The sequence below is a fragment of the Flagellimonas profundi genome (genome assembly GCF_017313275.1).
Classification (GTDB): domain Bacteria; phylum Bacteroidota; class Bacteroidia; order Flavobacteriales; family Flavobacteriaceae; genus Flagellimonas; species Flagellimonas profundi.
Genome location: NZ_JAFLNM010000001.1, coordinates 453,933 through 472,952, shown reverse-complemented (window position 1 = coordinate 472,952; position 19,020 = coordinate 453,933). Strand labels below are relative to the sequence as shown.

20 protein-coding genes are annotated in these 19,020 nt (G+C 40.3%); 10 read left to right on the top strand and 10 right to left on the bottom strand.

The features are described from left to right. Nucleotides 1–34 precede the first annotated feature (34 nt). Together J0654_RS02135 and J0654_RS02130 are read left to right on the top strand one after the other, a co-directional pair. Nucleotides 35–1,396, top strand: a complete 1,362-nt coding sequence (locus J0654_RS02135) for a DUF5050 domain-containing protein (RefSeq protein ID WP_207026124.1) — start codon at nucleotides 35–37, stop codon at nucleotides 1,394–1,396. Between the two features lie 21 nt (nucleotides 1,397–1,417). Continuing rightward, nucleotides 1,418–2,818, top strand: coding sequence for a Gfo/Idh/MocA family protein (locus J0654_RS02130; protein ID WP_207026123.1), 1,401 nt, complete (start codon nucleotides 1,418–1,420; stop codon nucleotides 2,816–2,818). 134 nt (nucleotides 2,819–2,952) lie between these two features. Here the strand turns inward: J0654_RS02130 and J0654_RS02125 are convergent, their stop codons facing one another. Beyond that, nucleotides 2,953–4,407 carry an alpha-L-fucosidase gene (locus J0654_RS02125; protein ID WP_207026122.1) on the bottom strand — a complete coding sequence of 485 codons (1,455 nt, stop codon included), beginning with the start codon at nucleotides 4,405–4,407 and terminating at the stop codon, nucleotides 2,953–2,955. Nucleotides 4,408–4,577: 170 nt separating this feature from the next. Between J0654_RS02125 and J0654_RS02120 the strand changes: the two genes are divergently transcribed. Then, complete coding sequence (locus J0654_RS02120; protein WP_207026121.1) at nucleotides 4,578–5,153, top strand: Crp/Fnr family transcriptional regulator; 576 nt, start codon at nucleotides 4,578–4,580, stop codon at nucleotides 5,151–5,153. Nucleotides 5,154–5,168: 15 nt separating this feature from the next. Here the strand turns inward: J0654_RS02120 and J0654_RS02115 are convergent, their stop codons facing one another. Then, a complete protein-coding gene (locus tag J0654_RS02115) occupies nucleotides 5,169–5,849 on the bottom strand; it encodes a DUF4386 domain-containing protein (RefSeq protein WP_207026120.1) in 681 nt (226 codons plus the stop codon). Nucleotides 5,850–6,028: 179 nt separating this feature from the next. On the opposite strand from J0654_RS02115, the gene J0654_RS02110 reads away from it, so the two are divergent. From J0654_RS02110 to J0654_RS02095, 4 genes are all read left to right on the top strand, one after another. Then, entirely contained in the window at nucleotides 6,029–6,607 is a 579-nt protein-coding gene (locus J0654_RS02110; RefSeq protein WP_207026119.1) for a Crp/Fnr family transcriptional regulator, read from the top strand. Nucleotides 6,608–6,684: 77 nt separating this feature from the next. Continuing rightward, nucleotides 6,685–7,308: an NADPH-dependent FMN reductase gene (locus J0654_RS02105; RefSeq protein WP_207026118.1), complete on the top strand. Its 624-nt coding sequence runs from the start codon at nucleotides 6,685–6,687 to the stop codon at nucleotides 7,306–7,308. A 10-nt stretch (nucleotides 7,309–7,318) separates the two neighbouring features. Next, nucleotides 7,319–8,047 (top strand): GNAT family N-acetyltransferase, encoded by a 729-nt coding sequence (locus J0654_RS02100; protein WP_207026117.1) that lies wholly within the window; start codon nucleotides 7,319–7,321, stop codon nucleotides 8,045–8,047. 68 nt (nucleotides 8,048–8,115) lie between these two features. Next, nucleotides 8,116–8,415: an antibiotic biosynthesis monooxygenase family protein gene (locus J0654_RS02095; protein WP_207026116.1), complete on the top strand. Its 300-nt coding sequence runs from the start codon at nucleotides 8,116–8,118 to the stop codon at nucleotides 8,413–8,415. 42 nt (nucleotides 8,416–8,457) lie between these two features. On the opposite strand, the gene J0654_RS02090 is transcribed toward J0654_RS02095, so the two are convergent. The 7 genes from J0654_RS02090 to J0654_RS02060 are packed head-to-tail and all read right to left on the bottom strand — an operon-like array spanning nucleotide 8,458 to nucleotide 15,342. Next, a complete protein-coding gene (locus J0654_RS02090) occupies nucleotides 8,458–9,333 on the bottom strand; it encodes an MBL fold metallo-hydrolase (protein WP_207026115.1) in 876 nt (291 codons plus the stop codon). After that, nucleotides 9,320–9,784 (bottom strand): nuclear transport factor 2-like protein, encoded by a 465-nt coding sequence (locus tag J0654_RS02085; RefSeq protein ID WP_207026114.1) that lies wholly within the window; start codon nucleotides 9,782–9,784, stop codon nucleotides 9,320–9,322. The genes J0654_RS02090 and J0654_RS02085 overlap by 14 nt, the downstream gene beginning before the upstream one ends. Before the next feature lie 17 nt (nucleotides 9,785–9,801). Beyond that, nucleotides 9,802–11,013: an alpha/beta hydrolase-fold protein gene (locus J0654_RS02080; protein WP_207026113.1), complete on the bottom strand. Its 1,212-nt coding sequence runs from the start codon at nucleotides 11,011–11,013 to the stop codon at nucleotides 9,802–9,804. Between the two features lie 26 nt (nucleotides 11,014–11,039). Next, nucleotides 11,040–12,170 carry an alpha/beta hydrolase gene (locus J0654_RS02075; protein WP_207026112.1) on the bottom strand — a complete coding sequence of 377 codons (1,131 nt, stop codon included), beginning with the start codon at nucleotides 12,168–12,170 and terminating at the stop codon, nucleotides 11,040–11,042. Nucleotides 12,171–12,182: 12 nt separating this feature from the next. Continuing rightward, nucleotides 12,183–12,527 carry a 5-carboxymethyl-2-hydroxymuconate Delta-isomerase gene (locus J0654_RS02070; RefSeq protein WP_207026111.1) on the bottom strand — a complete coding sequence of 115 codons (345 nt, stop codon included), beginning with the start codon at nucleotides 12,525–12,527 and terminating at the stop codon, nucleotides 12,183–12,185. Nucleotides 12,528–12,551: 24 nt separating this feature from the next. Next, a complete protein-coding gene (locus J0654_RS02065; protein ID WP_207026110.1) occupies nucleotides 12,552–13,880 on the bottom strand; it encodes an amidohydrolase family protein in 1,329 nt (442 codons plus the stop codon). Between the two features lie 4 nt (nucleotides 13,881–13,884). Beyond that, nucleotides 13,885–15,342, bottom strand: a complete 1,458-nt coding sequence (locus J0654_RS02060) for a serine hydrolase domain-containing protein (RefSeq protein ID WP_207026109.1) — start codon at nucleotides 15,340–15,342, stop codon at nucleotides 13,885–13,887. 174 nt (nucleotides 15,343–15,516) lie between these two features. On the opposite strand from J0654_RS02060, the gene J0654_RS02055 reads away from it, so the two are divergent. The 3 genes from J0654_RS02055 (at nucleotide 15,517) to J0654_RS02045 (ending at nucleotide 18,220) form a co-directional block, all read left to right on the top strand. Beyond that, nucleotides 15,517–15,966 carry a DMT family transporter gene (locus J0654_RS02055; RefSeq protein ID WP_207026108.1) on the top strand — a complete coding sequence of 150 codons (450 nt, stop codon included), beginning with the start codon at nucleotides 15,517–15,519 and terminating at the stop codon, nucleotides 15,964–15,966. 38 nt (nucleotides 15,967–16,004) lie between these two features. After that, complete coding sequence (locus J0654_RS02050) at nucleotides 16,005–16,634, top strand: NAD(P)H-dependent oxidoreductase (RefSeq protein WP_207026107.1); 630 nt, start codon at nucleotides 16,005–16,007, stop codon at nucleotides 16,632–16,634. 98 nt (nucleotides 16,635–16,732) lie between these two features. Then, on the top strand, nucleotides 16,733–18,220 hold the full coding sequence (locus J0654_RS02045; protein WP_207026106.1) for a serine hydrolase domain-containing protein: 1,488 nt from the start codon (nucleotides 16,733–16,735) through the stop codon (nucleotides 18,218–18,220). Between the two features lie 133 nt (nucleotides 18,221–18,353). Here the strand turns inward: J0654_RS02045 and J0654_RS02040 are convergent, their stop codons facing one another. Beyond that, nucleotides 18,354–18,884: an NADPH-dependent FMN reductase gene (locus J0654_RS02040; RefSeq protein ID WP_207026105.1), complete on the bottom strand. Its 531-nt coding sequence runs from the start codon at nucleotides 18,882–18,884 to the stop codon at nucleotides 18,354–18,356. Nucleotides 18,885–19,020 lie beyond the last annotated feature (136 nt).

Sequence of the window (19,020 nt, the reverse complement as noted above, 5' to 3'; positions counted from 1 at the left end):
TTATCCTGCACACCAAAAACCAAACTAAACGATCATGAAGATACTTCATCAACTTCAACATTGCCTTTTTTACAATATACAGCAGTTGTCCCGAAAACGTACCCTGTTTACTCTTGGGGCGCTACTTATTGGTTGCTCTTTGTTTTCTCAGCAACAAGATTCCCTTGCAATCATCCAACTATTGGAAAAAGAAGGATTAACATGGCGCATGGGAGACAAACAAGCCCATGCAGACTGTTGGCAGGCGCAACCCTATAGCCGTATTTTGGCTTCCACCGCGGATGGACGCACCCTGGATATTCCCACCGAAACGATTATTGACCCACCGTCGAGCATGCTGGGAAACGGAGGATTCGCTTTCCATTCCAACCATAAAATGAAAATTGGTGATAATACTGCTTGGGTCGCCCATGATGAAGTTTCGGTTGACACCAATGGTAAAGAAAGCCTTTCGCACGAAGTTCGTTTACTGGATAAAATTGATGGTAATTGGAAACTGGTGGGACAATCCCTCCATTTCTATAATCATCCACCAGAAAATAAAATTGATACCACCAGTTATATTCAAACCGTGGATATAACATCGGGCAGAATTGAGACCGTACTCAGCATTGATGAGCATTTTGAAGCTCCCAACTGGCACCCTGACAATTATTTGATTGTGAACAGTAAGGGGAAACTGTACACCTTAGATCTAAAAACCAAGGATTTGGAACTACTAAATACCGACTTTGCGGACCAGAGCAATAACGACCATGGTATTTCCCCCGACAATAAATGGTTGGCCATAAGCCACAACGATGTGACAGACCCGTCGCCCAAAGCCTACAAATCGGCCATTTATGTGCTACCCATAGCAGGTGGGAAACCAAGAAGGGTGACCTCGGAAGTGATGTCCTTTTGGCATGGCTGGTCTCCCGACGGAAAACGTTTGGCTTATTGCGCGGAGCGCAACGGAAATTATGATGTATATACCATAAGTGTGGATGGAGGAAAGGAAAAAAGGTTGACCACTGCAGAAGGTTTGGACGATGGTCCCGAATATTCGCCTGACGGAAAATATATTTATTATAACTCGTATAAATCCGGACATATGCAAATCTGGCGTATGCGCACCAATGGAAAAAAACAGGAACAATTGACTTTTGACGAAAACTCCAATTGGTTTCCCCACCCTTCCCCAGATGGCAAATGGATTGTGTATATTGCCTACACATCGGACCAAAAACAAAACCATTTGTTCGGAAAACAGGTTAAATTGAGGCTAATGAATCTAAATACCAAGGAAATTAAGGATATAACCCCCGTTTTCTTTGGAGGACAAGGCACGATCAATGTACCATCTTGGAGTCCTGACAGTAAAAAATTGGCCTTTGTGAGTTATTCCGTCAACTAAACCATCAAAAAAATCAAGTACATGAAAAGTAACAATTCAAACAAAAGAAGAAAGTTTTTACGGCAGATAGGAGCCACCACATTGGCTTCCGCGGCCACTCCCTTCGCCTCTTTTGCAGCCCAAGAAAAAGCAGAGGAGCGAATATTGCGATACGACCGGGAATTTTCCAGCAACGATAAGGTAAGAATAGGGGTCATAGGGTACGGGGTTCAAGGCCATTTTGATCTGAACACTGCACTAAGGGTTCCGGGCGTTGAACTTGCAGGCATATGTGATCTGTACCAAGGCAGGTTAACAAGGGCCCAAGAAGAGTATGGAAAGGATCTATTTGTTACCAGAAGTTACAAAGAGCTCTTGGACAAAGATGATATTGATGCGGTATTGATTTGCACTACAGATGTTTGGCACTCCCGAATAACCTTGGATGCCCTTGCCAAAGGCAAACACGTTTATTTGGAAAAACCAATGATGCACAAAATAGATGAGGGTTACCCCATGATGAAAGCTGCGGAAAAATCGGGGAAAGTATTTCAAGTGGGAAGTCAGAGAGTGAGCAGCGTTGGCTACGCTAAGGCCAAGGAGCTACTGGCCGCTGGGGAAATAGGCGACCTGAACATGGTACAAGCGGCCTGGGACAGGCAAAGTTCCATAGGGGCTTGGGAGTATACCATTCCAGATGATGCGAGCCCAGAGACCACCGATTGGGATACCTTTATTGAGGTAACGGATAAAATGGAGTTTGATGCCAAAAAATTCTTTTGGTGGAGAGCTTTTAAAGAGTTCGGTACTGGAGTGGCAGGTGACCTTTACATCCATTTGTTGAGCGGAACCCATTTCATCACCAATTCAAAAGGGCCGGAAAATATTTACAGTACAGGACAATTTAGTTACTGGAACGATGGCCGAAACATGCCCGATGTAATGTCCGGGGTATTGCAATATCCGAAAAGTGAAGAACACCCTGCATTTCAATTAAATGTGCGCGTAAATTTTATCAGCGGTACTGGAGGTCAGGAAATCATACAATTGATAGGTTCCGAGGGAACAATCACCATAGATCGCAACGATATTATCGTAAGTTATAGCAAAATGCCCGAAGCTCCAGGTTTTGGAGGTTATGATTCCCTATTTACCTTTCCAGAGGAAATGCAAAATCGAATGACGGCAGATTACAACGCCAAATGGACCGAAGCACAACAAAAAAGACATCCGAAAGGTGATGTAATTTATAAGGCACCTGAAGGGTACAGCGATCATTTGGATCACTTCACCAATTTTTTTGATGCCATACGGTCTGGAAAAGAGGTAGTGGAGGACGCCGAGTTTGGTTTTAGGGCAGCTGCTCCGGCATTAGCCTGTAACACCAGTTATTTTGATAAAAAAATCATGCACTGGGATCCCAATAAGATGAAACTCGTATAACAAATTTCTCATTGTTTCTTTTGGAAAACACAAGGAGGCATTAGGGTTTTTCCAATAAGGTATCTCGGATTGTTTTACCACAAATGGGATCAGCCTATTGTCTCCCCAAAAGATTCAACTTTGCCCCACATATCTTAATACATCCCCACATTGGAAATTACGGGACTTCCAAGAGCTTCGGTTATTTCCACCTTTATTTTAGAAGTATGGGTTCCATTCAGGGGTAAAATTCTTTTGTAGCCAATTGTTGTTTCACTGCCTACTTCTTCCCAATCATTATCAACCCAAGCATATACTTTAAAAGCGACCACTCGCTGCCCAAGGGCTATATGCTCTTGAAGAACTAAATAGTTTATTTTTTGGGCCGTATCCATCTCAATTTGAAATGATGCTTCGGTTATTCCATCGTCTGTGGCCCAGTAAGTATTCTCGTCCCCGTCGGTCAAGTTCAATGGGGAGAATCTTTCGTCCTCACCCCTAAATGTGCTGGCCACAACTTTTGCGGATGTGGCTAAATTATTTTGAAAAACACTGTCCAAAATTTTTCTAAAACCTACTAATGCCTCTACATCATTTTCATGGAACAAGCCTCTTGTATCCGGGGGAATATTTAAAAGTAAGGTAGAACCCCTTCCCACAGAGGTAAGGTAGCGCTCAAACAAATTTTCGGGGGTTCTTACCAAGCTGTCCTCAGCTTTGTGGTAAAACCACCCCGGTCTTATGGATACATCAACTTCGGCGGGAATCCATGCACTCCCCCCTTTGGTACCGTGTTGCAATAATTTTTCAATACCAGACTTACCTGCATACAGGGTGTCCGGCGTAATGGTATTCCAATTGGTTTTTCCAGCAATACCTCGCTCGTTGCCCACCCATCGTAAACTAGGCCCAGCATCACTAAAAAACAGTACTTGTGGTTGCATCGAATCGACCATTTTCAATGTTGTGGACCAATCATAGTAATTCTTTCTATCGATTGTCCTTGTTTCTCGAGCACCTCCGTAATAACCATCACCACCATTGGCTCCATCAAACCACATTTCAAAGACAGGTCCGTAACCGGTAAAGAGTTCTTTGAGCTGATTACGGTAATAATTCACGTAAGAGTCCTCTCCATAATCGGAGCGGTTCCTGTCCCAAGGAGATAGGTAAACCCCAAATTTGAGTCCATGTGCTGCGGCTGATTCCGATACAGATTTTACGATATCTCCCTTACCCGATTCAAACGGACTATTCTTAATGGAATGCTCGGTATAGGCCGATGGCCATAATGCGAACCCATCGTGATGCTTTGCCGTTAAGACAACTCCCTTGAAACCAGTATTTTTTAACACTTTCATCCATTGATCCGCATTGAAAGATGTTGGGTTGAAGAGTTCCGGAGATTCATCTCCATACCCCCATTCCTTATCCGTAAAAGTGTTTATGGTAAAATGGATAAATGCATTCATTTCCATTTTGTGCCAGGCCAATTGTTCTTCAGAGGGAATTGGTCCAATGGGTTCGGGAGGTTTGACTTTATTTTCTTTTTGGCATGATACATAGGTCGAAAAAGTAATTATGATGAAAGCTCTAATCAGGGTTCTCATGATACGTAGGTTATCTTATTTGAATCTATGGGCTCAAGATACTCAAATCGTTTTATTCCAGTTTGTGGTTTAATGGACAGAATAATCCAAAACCTTTGCTGCCTCCTATCAAATTTTACAATTACAAATTAGGGAAAAGGGTACTTTTGTACCAATCAAAGATCCCTAAATTGAAAAGTGAAATTGTACAATTATTGGAAAACGCTTTGGACCTAAATGAGGAGGAAGCCAATGCCATTACAGAATGTATTCCGATCAAAACCTATGTAAAGGGACACCTGCTGCTCCGAGAAGGACAGGTCTCCAATGAATCTTACTTCAATATTTCTGGGTTGGTAAGGAAGTACTATCTGGTGGATGGAGAAGAAAAAACGACTGATTTTTACGCGGAACAAGATGCTATTTCATCCTTACGGAGTTATCACCTTAAAATACCTTCCAATCATTATTTGGAATGCATAGAGGATTGTAAGTTGGCTATTTTGTCCCGAGAGAAAGAACAGGAACTTTTTAAAAGGGTTTCGGGTTTTGAAACCCTCTGCCGGGTTTCTATAGAAGAAGAACTTGGAACACACCAAGATAAACTGGCGCAGTTTATGATTTCCTCACCGGAACAAAGGTATATTTCACTTATGGAAAACAGGCCAGAACTACTGCAACGGGTACCACAGTATCACTTGGCCAGTTATTTGGGCGTGAAACCGGAATCTTTGAGCAGGATTAGAAAGCGTATTGCAAAAAGGTGAAAATCCACAGGTTCTTTATTGAGCTTTTTTTAATCCCTTTATGAATAACCATATAGTAAAGGAAAATTCCCCTACAACCCCGAACAGCACTACCATTGATTCAAAAAACTGCTCATAGTCAGTGTAAACAGTCAGCACTAGCTTTGCTGAACAACTCACCAAATACCCCAAAGCTGCCAAAAGCAATAAATAGCCAATACTTTTTGGAATTATAGCGGACTTAACGGACAAATAACCTAAAAACGCAAGATGAATCCCAAAAAATAGCAATCCAAGCGTCCATGTGCTATCAAATTTTTCCAATAAATGCATAATACTGTCCTCTAGCTCTATTACATCCATACTGCCTGGACTATCCGTTAAATGGTAAATCCTTATCAAACTTATCAATGCAATGCCAAAGCCAATGGCATGTAACATTCGAAACACGGAGGCCACAATTGTTAGTTTTCGGTTTGTCTGCTTAGTTACCGGATACAAGGAAAACACAAGGACTACATCAAAAATAAGCATACCCAAAAAAGCTAAAATGCCACTTCCCAATCTCGTTCGTTGTCCTATGAAGTTGGCAACGGTCACCTCAACATTATCGGATACAACCATAGTTTCTAAAATGGAAAAATTGGCGTAAAACCCCGTTATGAAAATCATAAGGTAACTTAAGCCCGATATCACTAATGCTTTTCTAAGATACATGATACTCCTTTTTGATTTAAAAAATGTATGTAAAGGTAGATCGAAGTGATTTTCAATATATTGACTTTGGTTAAGAAGCACTTTAAAATCAAAAAGTTACTTATTGACATAAACATTAATTGGCCACAAAGTCTATCATCCATTAACTTTTATTAATTTTCTGAATCAATTTCTAGGTTTTGGATGTAAAGGGAATACTGTTATCACATTTAAGGGATACTATTGATTTAAATACCGAAGAGGAATCCATAGTACTTGATAGTTATACGGAAAGGCACCTTAAAAAGAAAGAGGTCTTGCTTTTTGCCGGGGAAATCTCCAACCACATGCGATTTATTGCAAAGGGCAGTTTACGGGCTTACCACATGGATGAAGAGGCCAAGGAGCATATTGTACAATTTGGTATTGAAGGCTGGTGGGTAAACGACCTCTACAGTTATTTAACGGAAACTCCCGCCAAACAATTTGTGCAGGCCATAGAACCAACCATTGTTCTGCAAATACACCGAGACACGCTGAACAAACTCTATGAAAAAGTTCCCGCCATTGAACGATTTTATAGATTAAAGTTTGAAAAGGCTTATGTTGCCTTACAGGACCGTACCATTAACTCCATGAGCAAATCGGCCGAAGAGCGCTATTTGGAATTTAGGTCAAAGTATAGAAGCATTGAGCAGCGTGTTCCACAATACATGGTTGCTTCCTATTTGGGCATCACCCCAGAGTTTTTGAGCGCCCTTCGAAAAAAAATCAAGTAATACCCTTTCTTAATACACCTTAAGATTAACCGTTTTTCCCTGTAATAGGTTTGCGTTGACATACAAATCAGCGCATTATGAAAAAAATTATTGCATTTACCGGAAGTACCAGTCACAATTCCATAAACCGAAAACTCCTAAAATATATTATAAGGGAATTCCCGAACGATAGAATAGAATTTCTTGATCTTAAGGAGTATGACATTCCAATCTACAGTACCGAAATTGAGAAAAAAGGAATTCCAATATGGACCAAAGAACTGTTTCAAACCTTTACTTCAGCAGATGGATTTATTTTAGCTTCTCCTGAGCATAATGGACTTCCATCCGCTTTTTTAAAAAACCACATCGACTGGCTTTCAAGAGTAGACCAACGCTTTTTGCAAGATAAGCCGATTTTATTGTTGAGCACTTCACCAGGGGCCACCGGAGGTAAATCGCATTTGGAAATTTTGGCAAAATTGGTCCAGCGATGGGGCGGTGAACTGGTAGGCCAATTTTCTTTGGGCGACTTTTATCGAAATTTTGACTGCCACACCAATACGCTCTGTAAATCAAAAGATGAACAGTCGTTGAAACAGTTAATCGAATCCCTTTTGAATTATCAAAAACAACCAACGGAGAGTTATAGGTCCCAAAGGGAAATGGAACTTTTCCTGAGCAAAATTGTGGGCCAATATAAAAACAAAGGTTATTTATAAAATTGAAAACATGAACAAGATAATTATTAATCACTTATTCGAGTTTTGGACCCAAATAGGAAAGCAAGGAGAATTCCTAACTATGGAAAATGGTCTTTCGTATACAAACGCTTTAAACAACTCTTGGCCAAGTAAGGTTTTTGACCTTGATCATGAAAAACTGGACCTTGATGACCTACGGATAAAAATTGGTTTTGGAGCGATACCAAATTCGATTGCAACCTATGAGGACGATACCATAAAAACCATTCTGGAATCCCATCAATTTAGACTCTCCTCCAAAATTAAGGCCATGGCATTGGATACTTCCGGAGTCCTCTTTGAGGATATTAATGAAACCGATTTTATAACGGTAAGCACTACTGACGAAGCTAAAATATTTGCAGATGTCGCCTCCGAATCTTTTGGCTACCCTGTTGAAGCATCCACCATCATCCCATTAATTGACAAGTCTTCCTTCAAAATCATTTTGGGAAAACACGATAAGGGTATTCCCACATGCGGTATGGTTTATATTGATAAAAATGGCGTTGCCGGCATTCACATGATCGGCACTAAAGGAACCCATAGAGGATTAGGGCTTGGAAAAAAAATGACCCAATACTTAATCAATCAATCCATCAAAGCCCAGAGCAGTAAAGTATTTTTGGTTGCATCTGAGGCCGGGGAAAGAATATACACTAAAATGGGGTTTTCGACCCATGGGGTTTTGGAGAGTTATTCCTTACCTTTAAAATAACACCACACAACCAATTCTTTGACTTTTAGAAGATATCTTTAAGTTTTAGGAAATAAAAAACACTCAACATGTATGCAGTAATATATCAGTTTAATGTTATCCCTGGTCTTGAAAAAGACTTTGAGAAAACATGGCAACTTGCAACAGAGTCGTTTATAGCACATGCCGGAGGGCTTGGCTCCCGGCTCCATAAAAATGAGGCGGGCAGCTATATAGCTTACGCCCAATGGCCCGATAAGATAAGCTGGGAGTCCGCTAGACAAAAATTGCCGAAAACAGCTCTAGAAAACCTGCAACGGATGAATGCGTATTGTGAGAAAATTTCAATTCTGTTCAATATGGAAGTGAAAAAAGATTTATTGATATAAGGGAGTTAAACGCACTGCGAAAAGAAACATCCTTACCAATGCCTATTTGATCTTGGTCTTAAAATTGACTTCCACCGATTCTTCTACCACATATGTTAAGTAGGGTTTAAACTTTGGGTACGCCTCTAACTTTTCAACGATTTTGTTTACAACCTCGTCCAAAGCAATTTCTTCAGTAGTGAACCCTTTTATAAACAATTCCCCCACTCGCCTATTAAACTTGACATATATCTCCCTATTTCTGAGAAGATGGTCCTTGTCACCAAAATAATATTTTGGCTCTTTTGATGTATTTCCGGGTACAATAATGGTGTTATCATCAGACAATGCAATGGCCTTGTTAATGCCGGAGAGAACGCCCTCAATTCCATTTGGGCCAGTGTAGGTCAACCAATGTGGCTGAAACCCATCACCCATGAACAGCACGTTACTATTCTCCAGATAAATATCTACATGGTCCAATGTATGAGAAGGGGTGTGATAGGCAGTCACCACTTCATCACCAATGTGAATGGATATTTCCTTTTTAAATAAGAGTTGGTGGTATGCCCCTGAATACTTGATGTTTTCATGGGATATTATGGTTGCCCCCTTGTCTGCAAAATAGGAGTTGGCGTTGTGGTTGTAGGTATCCGAATCGCTGTTAATTACAAAACCTATGGGCAAATCGGTGATTTTTTGAATTTCCTTTTCCAAGTCCGGTGCACTGCTGAGCATCATGGAGTTGATGAGCAATACTTCCTTATCCCCAATGACAACACCACAATTTCCATTGGCGTTGGCGTCCCATAACTCTGTAAAAATATAAACATGGTCATTCACCTTTTTTACATCATATTGGGTTTGTCCGTTAATTTGTAAGACACAGCATAGCAAAACACACCACGAGCAGGATGAAAGGTTTTTACCAATATTCATAAATCCTGGAAATTTTGCCATCCTTAAATTCAAAGAGGGCCATTTGGGCCTCTCCCTCTACAATTTTGCCTTCGTCCTTTTTAATGAATCGTTTGCTGACGGCAATGGCATTCAAACCAACAATTTTATTTTCCACTTGGATATCGACCACACTACCATCGTAACCACCATTTTTTTGGTTTCGCATGTAACCGTTGTATAGATCTTCCCTAGTGTATACTCCTCCATAATGATGGTGCACATAGGTAAAATCGTCCGTGAAAAGTTCAAAGATGTTGTCAACGTCTTCTGGAGTGGAGTCCGCTTGAAAAACCTTTAGGTTTAATTTGTAGTATTCATCTAAAACGTTGAGGATCGTATCGCTTTGGACAATTGTTTCAACTTGCTGTGCGGTAATCAAATGGGTGCCAAAGCACCAAAAAATGATAAAAAGTATATTTTTCAGTTTCATGTTTTTTTAAGAAGTATTTAGTTAGTTATTGTTTCCAAGGCTTTTTTGTACAACTTGGCATCATCACTATTTTGTGATAATGCAAGGGTATGGGACCTATTATATGCCTCCGCGGCCTTTTCCAGATTATTGGCTTCTTTATAGGACATCCCTAAAAAATAATGGGCCAAATGGGATCGAGGGTATAAATCTGTCCAATATTGGTAAAGTTCTATGGCCTCTTCGGTTTTATTTGCACCCAACAATCGTCTTCCTATATTTTTTAGGCAACTCATACTGTACAATCTATCCGCATTGGGATAAATTTTAAAGTTATAGGTCTTGGACAGCTCGTCGTAAAAATGTAGGATATTGGCTTTCGCAGTTCCCTTCTGTTCAATCAAATTCAGATAATCCACATCCCACCTATCCCTTGGAAAAATAAAATTGAAGGCGGAAATCAATCCTGGAAGCACCACATCGGTATGCCCTTCCCCCTCAATTATTTCAGCTTTGGCATAAATGCCTGATGCTTGGTATTTTTTCAATAGGTCATTGAAATCCTTGACATTTGTTTGTATGTACGGTTGGTCTTCAACATCTTTCCCTCCAGATACAACATAAAGGTAATGTTTGGGAAGTCCAGGTTTCCTATACAATTCTTCAAATGCTTCTATCAGTCGTTGATCTTTGGCGTGCCCATCACCAATAATATTGCCCGCCGCCAGACAGATATAGGCTTGAAACAAATCGGGTTTGTTCAATACGGTATGGAACGCAAAAACCGAAGCGGGTGAAAACCCTACGATCATTCTAAACTTGGCAAGCCTGTACTTTTTTTCTAAATGAGGCAATAGTTCCTTTTCAATAAAACTTAAAAGTTCGTCCTGATGGTTGCCGTAATTATAAGAACGGTCCCGGTGATTATTGTATAAATTGGGAGCATAATAATTGCGGTGTTGGCTTCCGGCACTTAACGACGCTACGATTGCTTCCGGCATACGGGAATTGCCACTTAATTGGTTTACAATCGCAGAAGTGGTATTGAATAGCAATTCATGATCCAATATCAAAATCAGCGGGTATTCTTTTGTGGATTGTCCGTACTGTTTCGGCAATGCTACATGGGCCATTCTGTTTTCTTGCAGATATTGGGAAACCACTTCAAATTGTTCCATGGTGTTTTGGGCAAAAACTTTATTGGAAGCGAAAAGTACCCATACCAGTATTAGCGTTACGATTTTCCCCATTTTATATTTCACTTTCAAATTTCTTTTTAAAGCTTTGATTGTGCGCTCCGTTTTTTAGCCAACAACCTTTCTGAATCTGGATACTTTTTCAGCAAAAGGTCGTAGAGTTCAATAGTCTCTTTAAAGCGGTTATGCTTTTCATAAAAAGCAGCTATTTGGGATACCGCATAATCCCTTTGCGCTAGCAGTTCTTTGATAAATTCATCTTTATCCAGGGCATGCAATAAGGTTTCAAAATGATAAAAATCATCGGCCCGCATGGCACTGCGAACAATGGTAAAACGTGACCACAGGGAAAGGTCAGGTTCAAATCCATAGCGTTTGGCCCTTTCCTGAGCATGATTCAAGGCATACTCCATTCCTCCCGCATTGATAAATTTTCTCAGGTTGTTCGTTTCAAACTCCTGATAATATTTAAAATAGTCACGAAGGCCATGATATAAAGTTGGGTAACCCGTGGAGCGGTGTTCTTCCAGTTCAAACTCAAAATATTTCCATGAAAGCCCATCAATGGGTTGAGTTGTCAGTTTCTCGTTCAATTTTTCGGTACTGTGCCTTACATCATACTCATCGGGGCTTACGGCAAAATAAAGCTGTGTGCCCATATTGGATGATGTGTCCAAACCATCAATGGCATCAAAAATCGGAAATGGGCTGGCCATCAAATAGGCATTAAAAAGTGTAGGCTGGTCCATCATCATATGAAAAACAAAGCTTGCGCCATATTCCCAACCAAAAAGCAGGTTTTCTCCCTTGGTTCTGAAGTTTTCGTTCACATAGGGCATCAATTCATTTTCCAAAAAGCCCTTGAAATTTTCCTTTCCCTCCCCAAAATGCCTGAATCTGTTGGGATAACTGTTGTTAATCCCCACAATAATAAATTCCGGGGTCAATTGAAATTGTTGGAACGATTGGCTCAGGCTGACCACGTGTAAAAAGAAACGTTGTCCATCCAACACATAAACCACAGGGTAGGCTTTAGCTGAATCTTGATAGTCTGGCGGCAAATAAATCTGAACTTCCCGCTGTTCATTCAATATTTTAGAGGAAAGAAGGTGGTTGGTGCCAACTACATTCGGAATACCCTCCGATTGAGCTTGTACACCAAAAAATATCAAAACTGTGGCAACAGTCGCCGTTATTACTTTCATTTTCATAGTACAGGAGGATTATACCATGGTTTTGTTACAGTAGGTCGCTTTCTCAAAATCCCTGATGTTGATGGAGATAATTGGAACTTCGGGGAACATGCCCTTGAGTTCAGCAACAATTCGCTTTGATAAATTGGCCTTTTGTTCGGCAGTTCTCCCTTCCATGATGTTTGCAAAGATGTGGATGAAGTCATCCTTTGCATTCCCAACCATATAGTGTTCAAAGGGATTGATTCGCACCTTAATATCTTCGGGGTCGAACAAACCTGTGGATTCAGCGGTATCGTAGACCAATTGCATTATCGATTCCGGGGATTGAGATTTAATGACCGTATTGGAACAGTCCAGCACAAAATGTGGCATAGGTATTTTAATTTATTTAAGTTTTCAATGATTTAGCGATTCAACTTCCTTTAAAAAGCTGTCCAATTGGTCTCGACCCAACCACTCCCCTTTCAACAGTACACCTTCAATCGTTTTGGTGTTTTTAATATCTTCCAACGGGTTTTTGTTCAACAGGACCAAATTGGCATTTTTTCCTTCGGTAATAGTCCCCTCCGTAGCAATAGAACCCAAATATCGGGCAGGTGTCAATGTACTTGCTTTCAGTATTTCGTGGGGAGATAGACCAGCTTCTTGAAGAAATTGAAATTCTTCGTGCAAGGAAAATCCGGGTACCACAAAACCAAAAGTATCGCTTCCGGTCATCATGGGAACATCTTCTTTTGCCAACATTTTGGTAAAATTCTTCATCCATTCAAAGTAACTTTCCAACAGAGGCAAAGCATCCATTCCGTTGATCACCTTCCCTTTTAAATTTTGTCGATATGGATTTTCATCAGATGCCCAATACCCATAATCCCCTCTCAGCATATATGTTGCGACTTCTTTTTCCTTAAGTTTTGCAAAGCTATTGTCGTTCAAACATTTTATGATCATATCAAAAACCACCAAGGTCGGTGCAATGACAATTCCGCTGTTTTTAATCTGCTGTACTGCATTTTTCAGGAATAGACTATCACTTCTTTGTTCATCACCGAACAAGTACACAAATTCCTCTACATGTTCAATGGATTTCATCCGTAGCGAATACTCCAAGTCCATCTCTCGCTGTGCATGCCCCATCACGGGAATATCATAGTCGGCTGCCCTCTCAAGAACTTTCAGATAGATATCCTTCGGAAGATTATCCGCGATTTTTATAAAGTCGTACCCTTTGATGTGGTGCTGTGCTATGATGCGCTCTACATCCGCACTGGTCTTTAAATCCTGAGACTGCAAATAGGGCCCCGAAGTATAGTAATTCGGACCCATCAATAGGTTGTTATCTATACTATCCCTAATGGCAATATGATCTTGCCAATCGTACTCCGCCATGTTCCGTACCGTGGTAACTCCGTTGGCCAAAAGCAATTTGAAATCACGTTCAATCCCTCCTTCCTTGTTGCGCCAATGGTAATGCATCTCGTGCAATCCGGGAATCAGGTATTTGCCGGAACCATCAATCTGCTTGGCCATGGGATATTCCGATGCCTTTGAAACGTCTTCAACACGAAGTATTTTCCCATTGCCAACAACCACCCTTTGATTGTGGGGAAGGATGTTCTCATACATCGGAATTACATTCACATTCTCGATAGAAATCGTGTCGGTTTGGGCATAACCGGCCGTAAGGCCGAATATGATCAGGGTTAAATTGATGATTGTTGTTCTCATGATATTAATTGATTGATGATGAATTGATTTTTTTGAACCACAGGTTTTTTACCCTACCTGTGGATATATGGAGACCGATTACTTCTCCTTTTTGATTACGTGAGATCTTGATGCTTTCCAAAGGCCAGGAACTTTTGAACACATCAGGTCCCTCTACTTCCATTGTAAATTCTCCATGGCGCCCGTGGGAACATTTTAAGGTATCGCCTTCTTGGTAAAATGTATAATGGGTATCTATTTCCGGACTATAAAATGTACCTGTGCAATCAGTCAGCTCCATGGAACTTTCCTGTTGCCTTATTTCATTTTGATGCGCTGAACGAACAAACGGTTGCAATTTTTCCCTGGTTTCTGAAAGTAAAACACCTGCAATGTCATCTGCCCGCTCTCCAAATGGTGCATTGGAAAAATTGGTCAATACAACAATGCTCAGTTCCTCTTCGGGATATATGCAAAGAAAAGTCCGATAACCCCCTACAACACCAGCGTGCTGTATCCGTTTTTTACCGAACATTTCATCTATATAAATACCATAGGCATAGTTGATAGGGTCGCCATTGGTTAAACCGCCCAATGTTTGAAGAATGGCAAAAGATTGTTCCCATCCAGCTTTGGGGTTATAAAAGTTATGGGCCCACTTCAATAGATCCTCAGTAGTGGAATACATATTTCCCGCACCGGTATAGGCCCAATAGGCCTGCGCCATTTCAAAAACCTTATCGTGGCTATGGTAGTACGAGGTTGCTCTGTTGGAAACAATGTGCTGATTATTATCCTCCACATAGGTTCGCTTTAGTTGTAGCGGTTCAAAAACATTGTTTTGCATCCAAACTTTGAAATCCTCTCCCGTAACTTTTTCAATAATTTCGGCCAGCACAACATATCCCGTGTTGGAATACATAAACTTTTCGCCTGGTTTAAAATTCAAATCCGTTTGCATTTGTAGCAACCTTACTACATCCCCATTGGTTCTATAGTCATCGCCCCGCCAACCGGCAAGTGTCATTAATTCGTGAAAGTCCCTTAATCCACTTGTATGCTGCAATACATGTTTTAGGGTAATGGGATTACTGAAAATTGGAAACTCAGGGAAATACTTTTGGACCTTATCATCAACAGACAATAGTCCTTTTTGTTGAAGAAGCACAATCCCCATGGCCGTGAATTGTTTTGATATGGATCCAATATTGAACAAGGTAGACTTGTTATTGGGAACCTTATATTCCAAACTAGCGTTCCCAAAAGCCTTTAAGTAGATAGTCTCATTGGATTTTATAACCCCCACTACTCCACCAGGATGGTTTTCCGAATTCCAATCATTGAAGAATGCATCAATTTGGCTTGCCTCTTTGATGTCGGTCTGACCAAAACCAAATATGGGACAAACCAACATGACCCAAATGAATAGGTGCTGACACCCAAGAACTTGCATCAACTTGTATGTACTATGTGAATCCTTCATAATTCAACAAAACTATTTTGTGGCAATGTGTTGTCCATTGACTTTGGTTAAGAAATTCAATATATCTGATTGACCAGAAATCAAAATTAGCCCTCTACCCTTTCTTGTTTCTTAATGTACCTTAAGATTTCGCTAAAACCTTGCTTCTAGTTTTGTGACATCAAAAAAGAAGTCATGAACCAGTATATCAACATTTTATTGGCTTTTATCGGCGGCGTGTTTTTGGCCATGCAGGGGGGATTGAACGCACAACTAGGTGTTCAGCTCAAAAATCCCCTACTGGCTTCACTCACGGCCTTCTTTTTTAGCATGCTCTTCGCATTGTTGGCTGTTGTGCTAAGTGTCAAAAACATACCAAAGACATCTCTTTTGCTCAGTATTCCCAAACATTTATGGTTCACCGGAGCCTTGTTCAGTGTTATCGGAATAGGGCTTTATTACTATACCATTCCCAAACTGGGCATATCTACCATGATTTCCCTCGGATTGTTCGGACAACTCATTTTTTCGGCAATAGCTGGGCATTACGGATGGTTTGGGCTGCCCGAAGAACCAATGGTGGTCAAAAAAGTATTGGGTCTATTGGCCATGACCATTGGCATTTTATTGATCAATAAAACCTAGAAAGAATTAACGGATAAAATAATTTAAAAACGAAGACAATGGAATTATTGGAAAACTTGAAATGGCGTTATGCAACTAAAAAGTTTGATTCATCCAAATCTATCAACAAAGATGATTTGGAAAAACTAAAGCAGGCCGTACAACTATCGGTATCATCTTATGGCCTACAACTGTACAAGGTTTTAATCATACAAAACAAAGCGTTGAAAAAGGAACTACGTGAAGCCGCTTGGAACCAGTCCCAATTGACGGATGCATCACATATTTTTGTGTTCTGCAATTATACGGAAAGAGACAACCGAGACATTGATGCTTTTATCGAAGCAACTTCAAAAACACAGGGAACCCCGTTGGAAAAATTAGAGGGGTATGGAGATTTTATTAAAACGAGTCTCTCCTCAAAGCCTATTAAAGAGTGGCAAAACTGGTCGGAAAAACAAACCTACTTGGCACTTTCCAATCTTTTGACGGCATGTGCAGAACTTAAAATCGATTCCTGCCCAATGGAAGGATTTGAGCAAGAAAAATTCAACGCTATTTTGGGTCTTGACCAAAAAGGGTTGAATGCGGCAGTAATAGCTCCGGTCGGGTATCGATCCGAAGAAGACCATACACAATTCAGAAAAAAGGTTCGTAAGCCCAAAGAAATATTGTTCGAGGAAATTTAACAATGTGTTTATCATGGATGGAATCCCTAGTTAAAGAAAAATGTAACCTATCGTGGAGTTTGTTCGTCAAAACCTAAAATCAAAAAACAATACAATTTATGAGACTGTTATTCTTATTGACACTATTACTTATCACTTATTCCTGTGGAACAAGCAAAGGCGTATCCTCTGAAAACATGGGCAAATTCAAGGACCAACACCCAGAATTTGCCGCTCAATTTCAAAACAAGGTAAAGGATATTTATACTGAAAAGGAAATGTACGGGGATTTCATCTTCGCGGTGGTAGATGAACAAGGTTTAGCATATTCATTTGCACTGAACAGGGAAATTCTAGATGGTGAAGCATCATCTTTGGACAACGATGCTCCCTTATATATTGCATCAAGTACAAAATCCTTCACAGGAACATTGCTCAAAATTTTAGAGCAAAAAAATGTATTGGATTTGAATAAATCCCTTCAAGAATATCTTCCACAACTAAATTATAGCGACAGTATTGATACCGGGAACATTTCCATTAAAAATCTTTTAAACCATACCCATGGAACCTTTAGCACCAGCATGACCTGGAAAACAGCTTTTTTAGGGTATAACGGTGGTAACGAAGAATTAATTGAAGACCTAAACACTGATTTCCTATTCGACCCTTCCGGTAATTACCGATATTCAAATGTAGGACCGATCATAGCTGGGATGGTTGCAGAGAATGTAACGGGAAAAACATGGAATGCGCTGATGGAGGAACATATCTTCACCCCTTTACAAATGGAAAACACCAGTGCCAACATCACTGACTATGCTATTGAAGACATTCGCCCTTCATTGACTGTTACCAAAGAAAGAGGAATTATTGAGAAAGGTATCTATAAATCGGACATCACCATGCATGCCTCTGGAGGAATCATCTCAACCATAAACGATCTATCAAAATGGTTGGCAGCAAATATCAATCAGGATAATGTACTATTGAACAACGGTTCATGGTCGGACCTTCAGACTGCAACCACCGCTCAGGACAAAAAGTACTATACGTACCAACGGAATGGCTATAGTTTGGGTTGGGACATTGCGGAATATCAAAACAACAAGATTTTGACCCGATTTGGAGGATTGGCCGGTATAAGCTTTCATATCTCTTTTATGCCCGAGAAAAAAGTAGGAATCATCGCCTTTTCAAATGATAACAGAGCGTACCTATTACCTCATTTGATGGCAAATTATGGCTATAATCTGATCAACAAGCAATCTGCGGACAGTATTCTAAATATTGAAAAAGCAGGGCTTGATAAAAGTTTTAAAAGGGAGGATGACATTCAATATCCTAATGATTCAGAATTGCTTATCGCCAACAATGATAACGAAAGTATTGTCGGAACCTATAAAAGCACCACAAACTGGCCCACCATTGAAATTTACAGAGAAGATGACCACTACATTTTTAATTGGGGGGTATTAAAGGGTAAAATATTCGGAAACGATAAGGGCGGTTACAGTAGCCATCTTGGGGTTTTATCGAGAAACTTTAAAATAAGCAACGACACTCTTAAAACAGGTTCCTTGGTATATGAAAAAGTGAAATCCTAAAGCTTACATGGGAACATACTTTTTAAAAGAGCACCCGACCATTATTGGTAGGGTGTTTTTTTGTTTTGCTCAAAGCTGATCAGCGTCCATATCCGAGATTTAAAAATCAACGTATCCTAAATGGCTGCTAGGTTCAAGACATCAACAAAGTCATCATTCGTTCAAATTTATCTTGATATTCAACAGCAAGTGTTTTTGTGTCTTTGGCGTATAAATCCTGCATAACAATAGGTACGCTATAAGGTAAAGTCCAAGCTCTCAGGGTATTGGCAACCACACGCATGTTATCCACGCCTGTAGAGGCATTTCCGCCGTAGGCCCAACAAATCAAAGCTACTTTTATGTGACTCAGATAAGGTTCTTTCTCCCGGGCACTTACAATCAACCAATCCAAACAGTTTTTCATAGCGCCCGTCATTCCCCCATGGTACAGGGGACTGAACCAAATATGTCTTTCACAACTGCGGAACAGCTCCACCATTTTTAATACCGATGGGGGAACATCCTCGCTGTCTTCAGAAAAAAAAGGAATGCTGTTTTCGGCCAAATTAAAAACCACTACTTCCACACCCATGCCTTGCAAGGTTGTTTTAAAATAATCAACGATGTGATTGGCCGCATTGGATTTGGTAGAATTTGTTCCGTTAAAAACAAGTACTCTCATGTTTCCTTTTCTTGAGGTTTTTTATACCAGGTGAAAATACCATTGCTAATTTGAAATTGTCTGCCTGTAAATTATGGAATAATAATTAAAATTAAATCCAGGACAGCACTGGCCGTCCTGGATCAGTTCTTGGTAT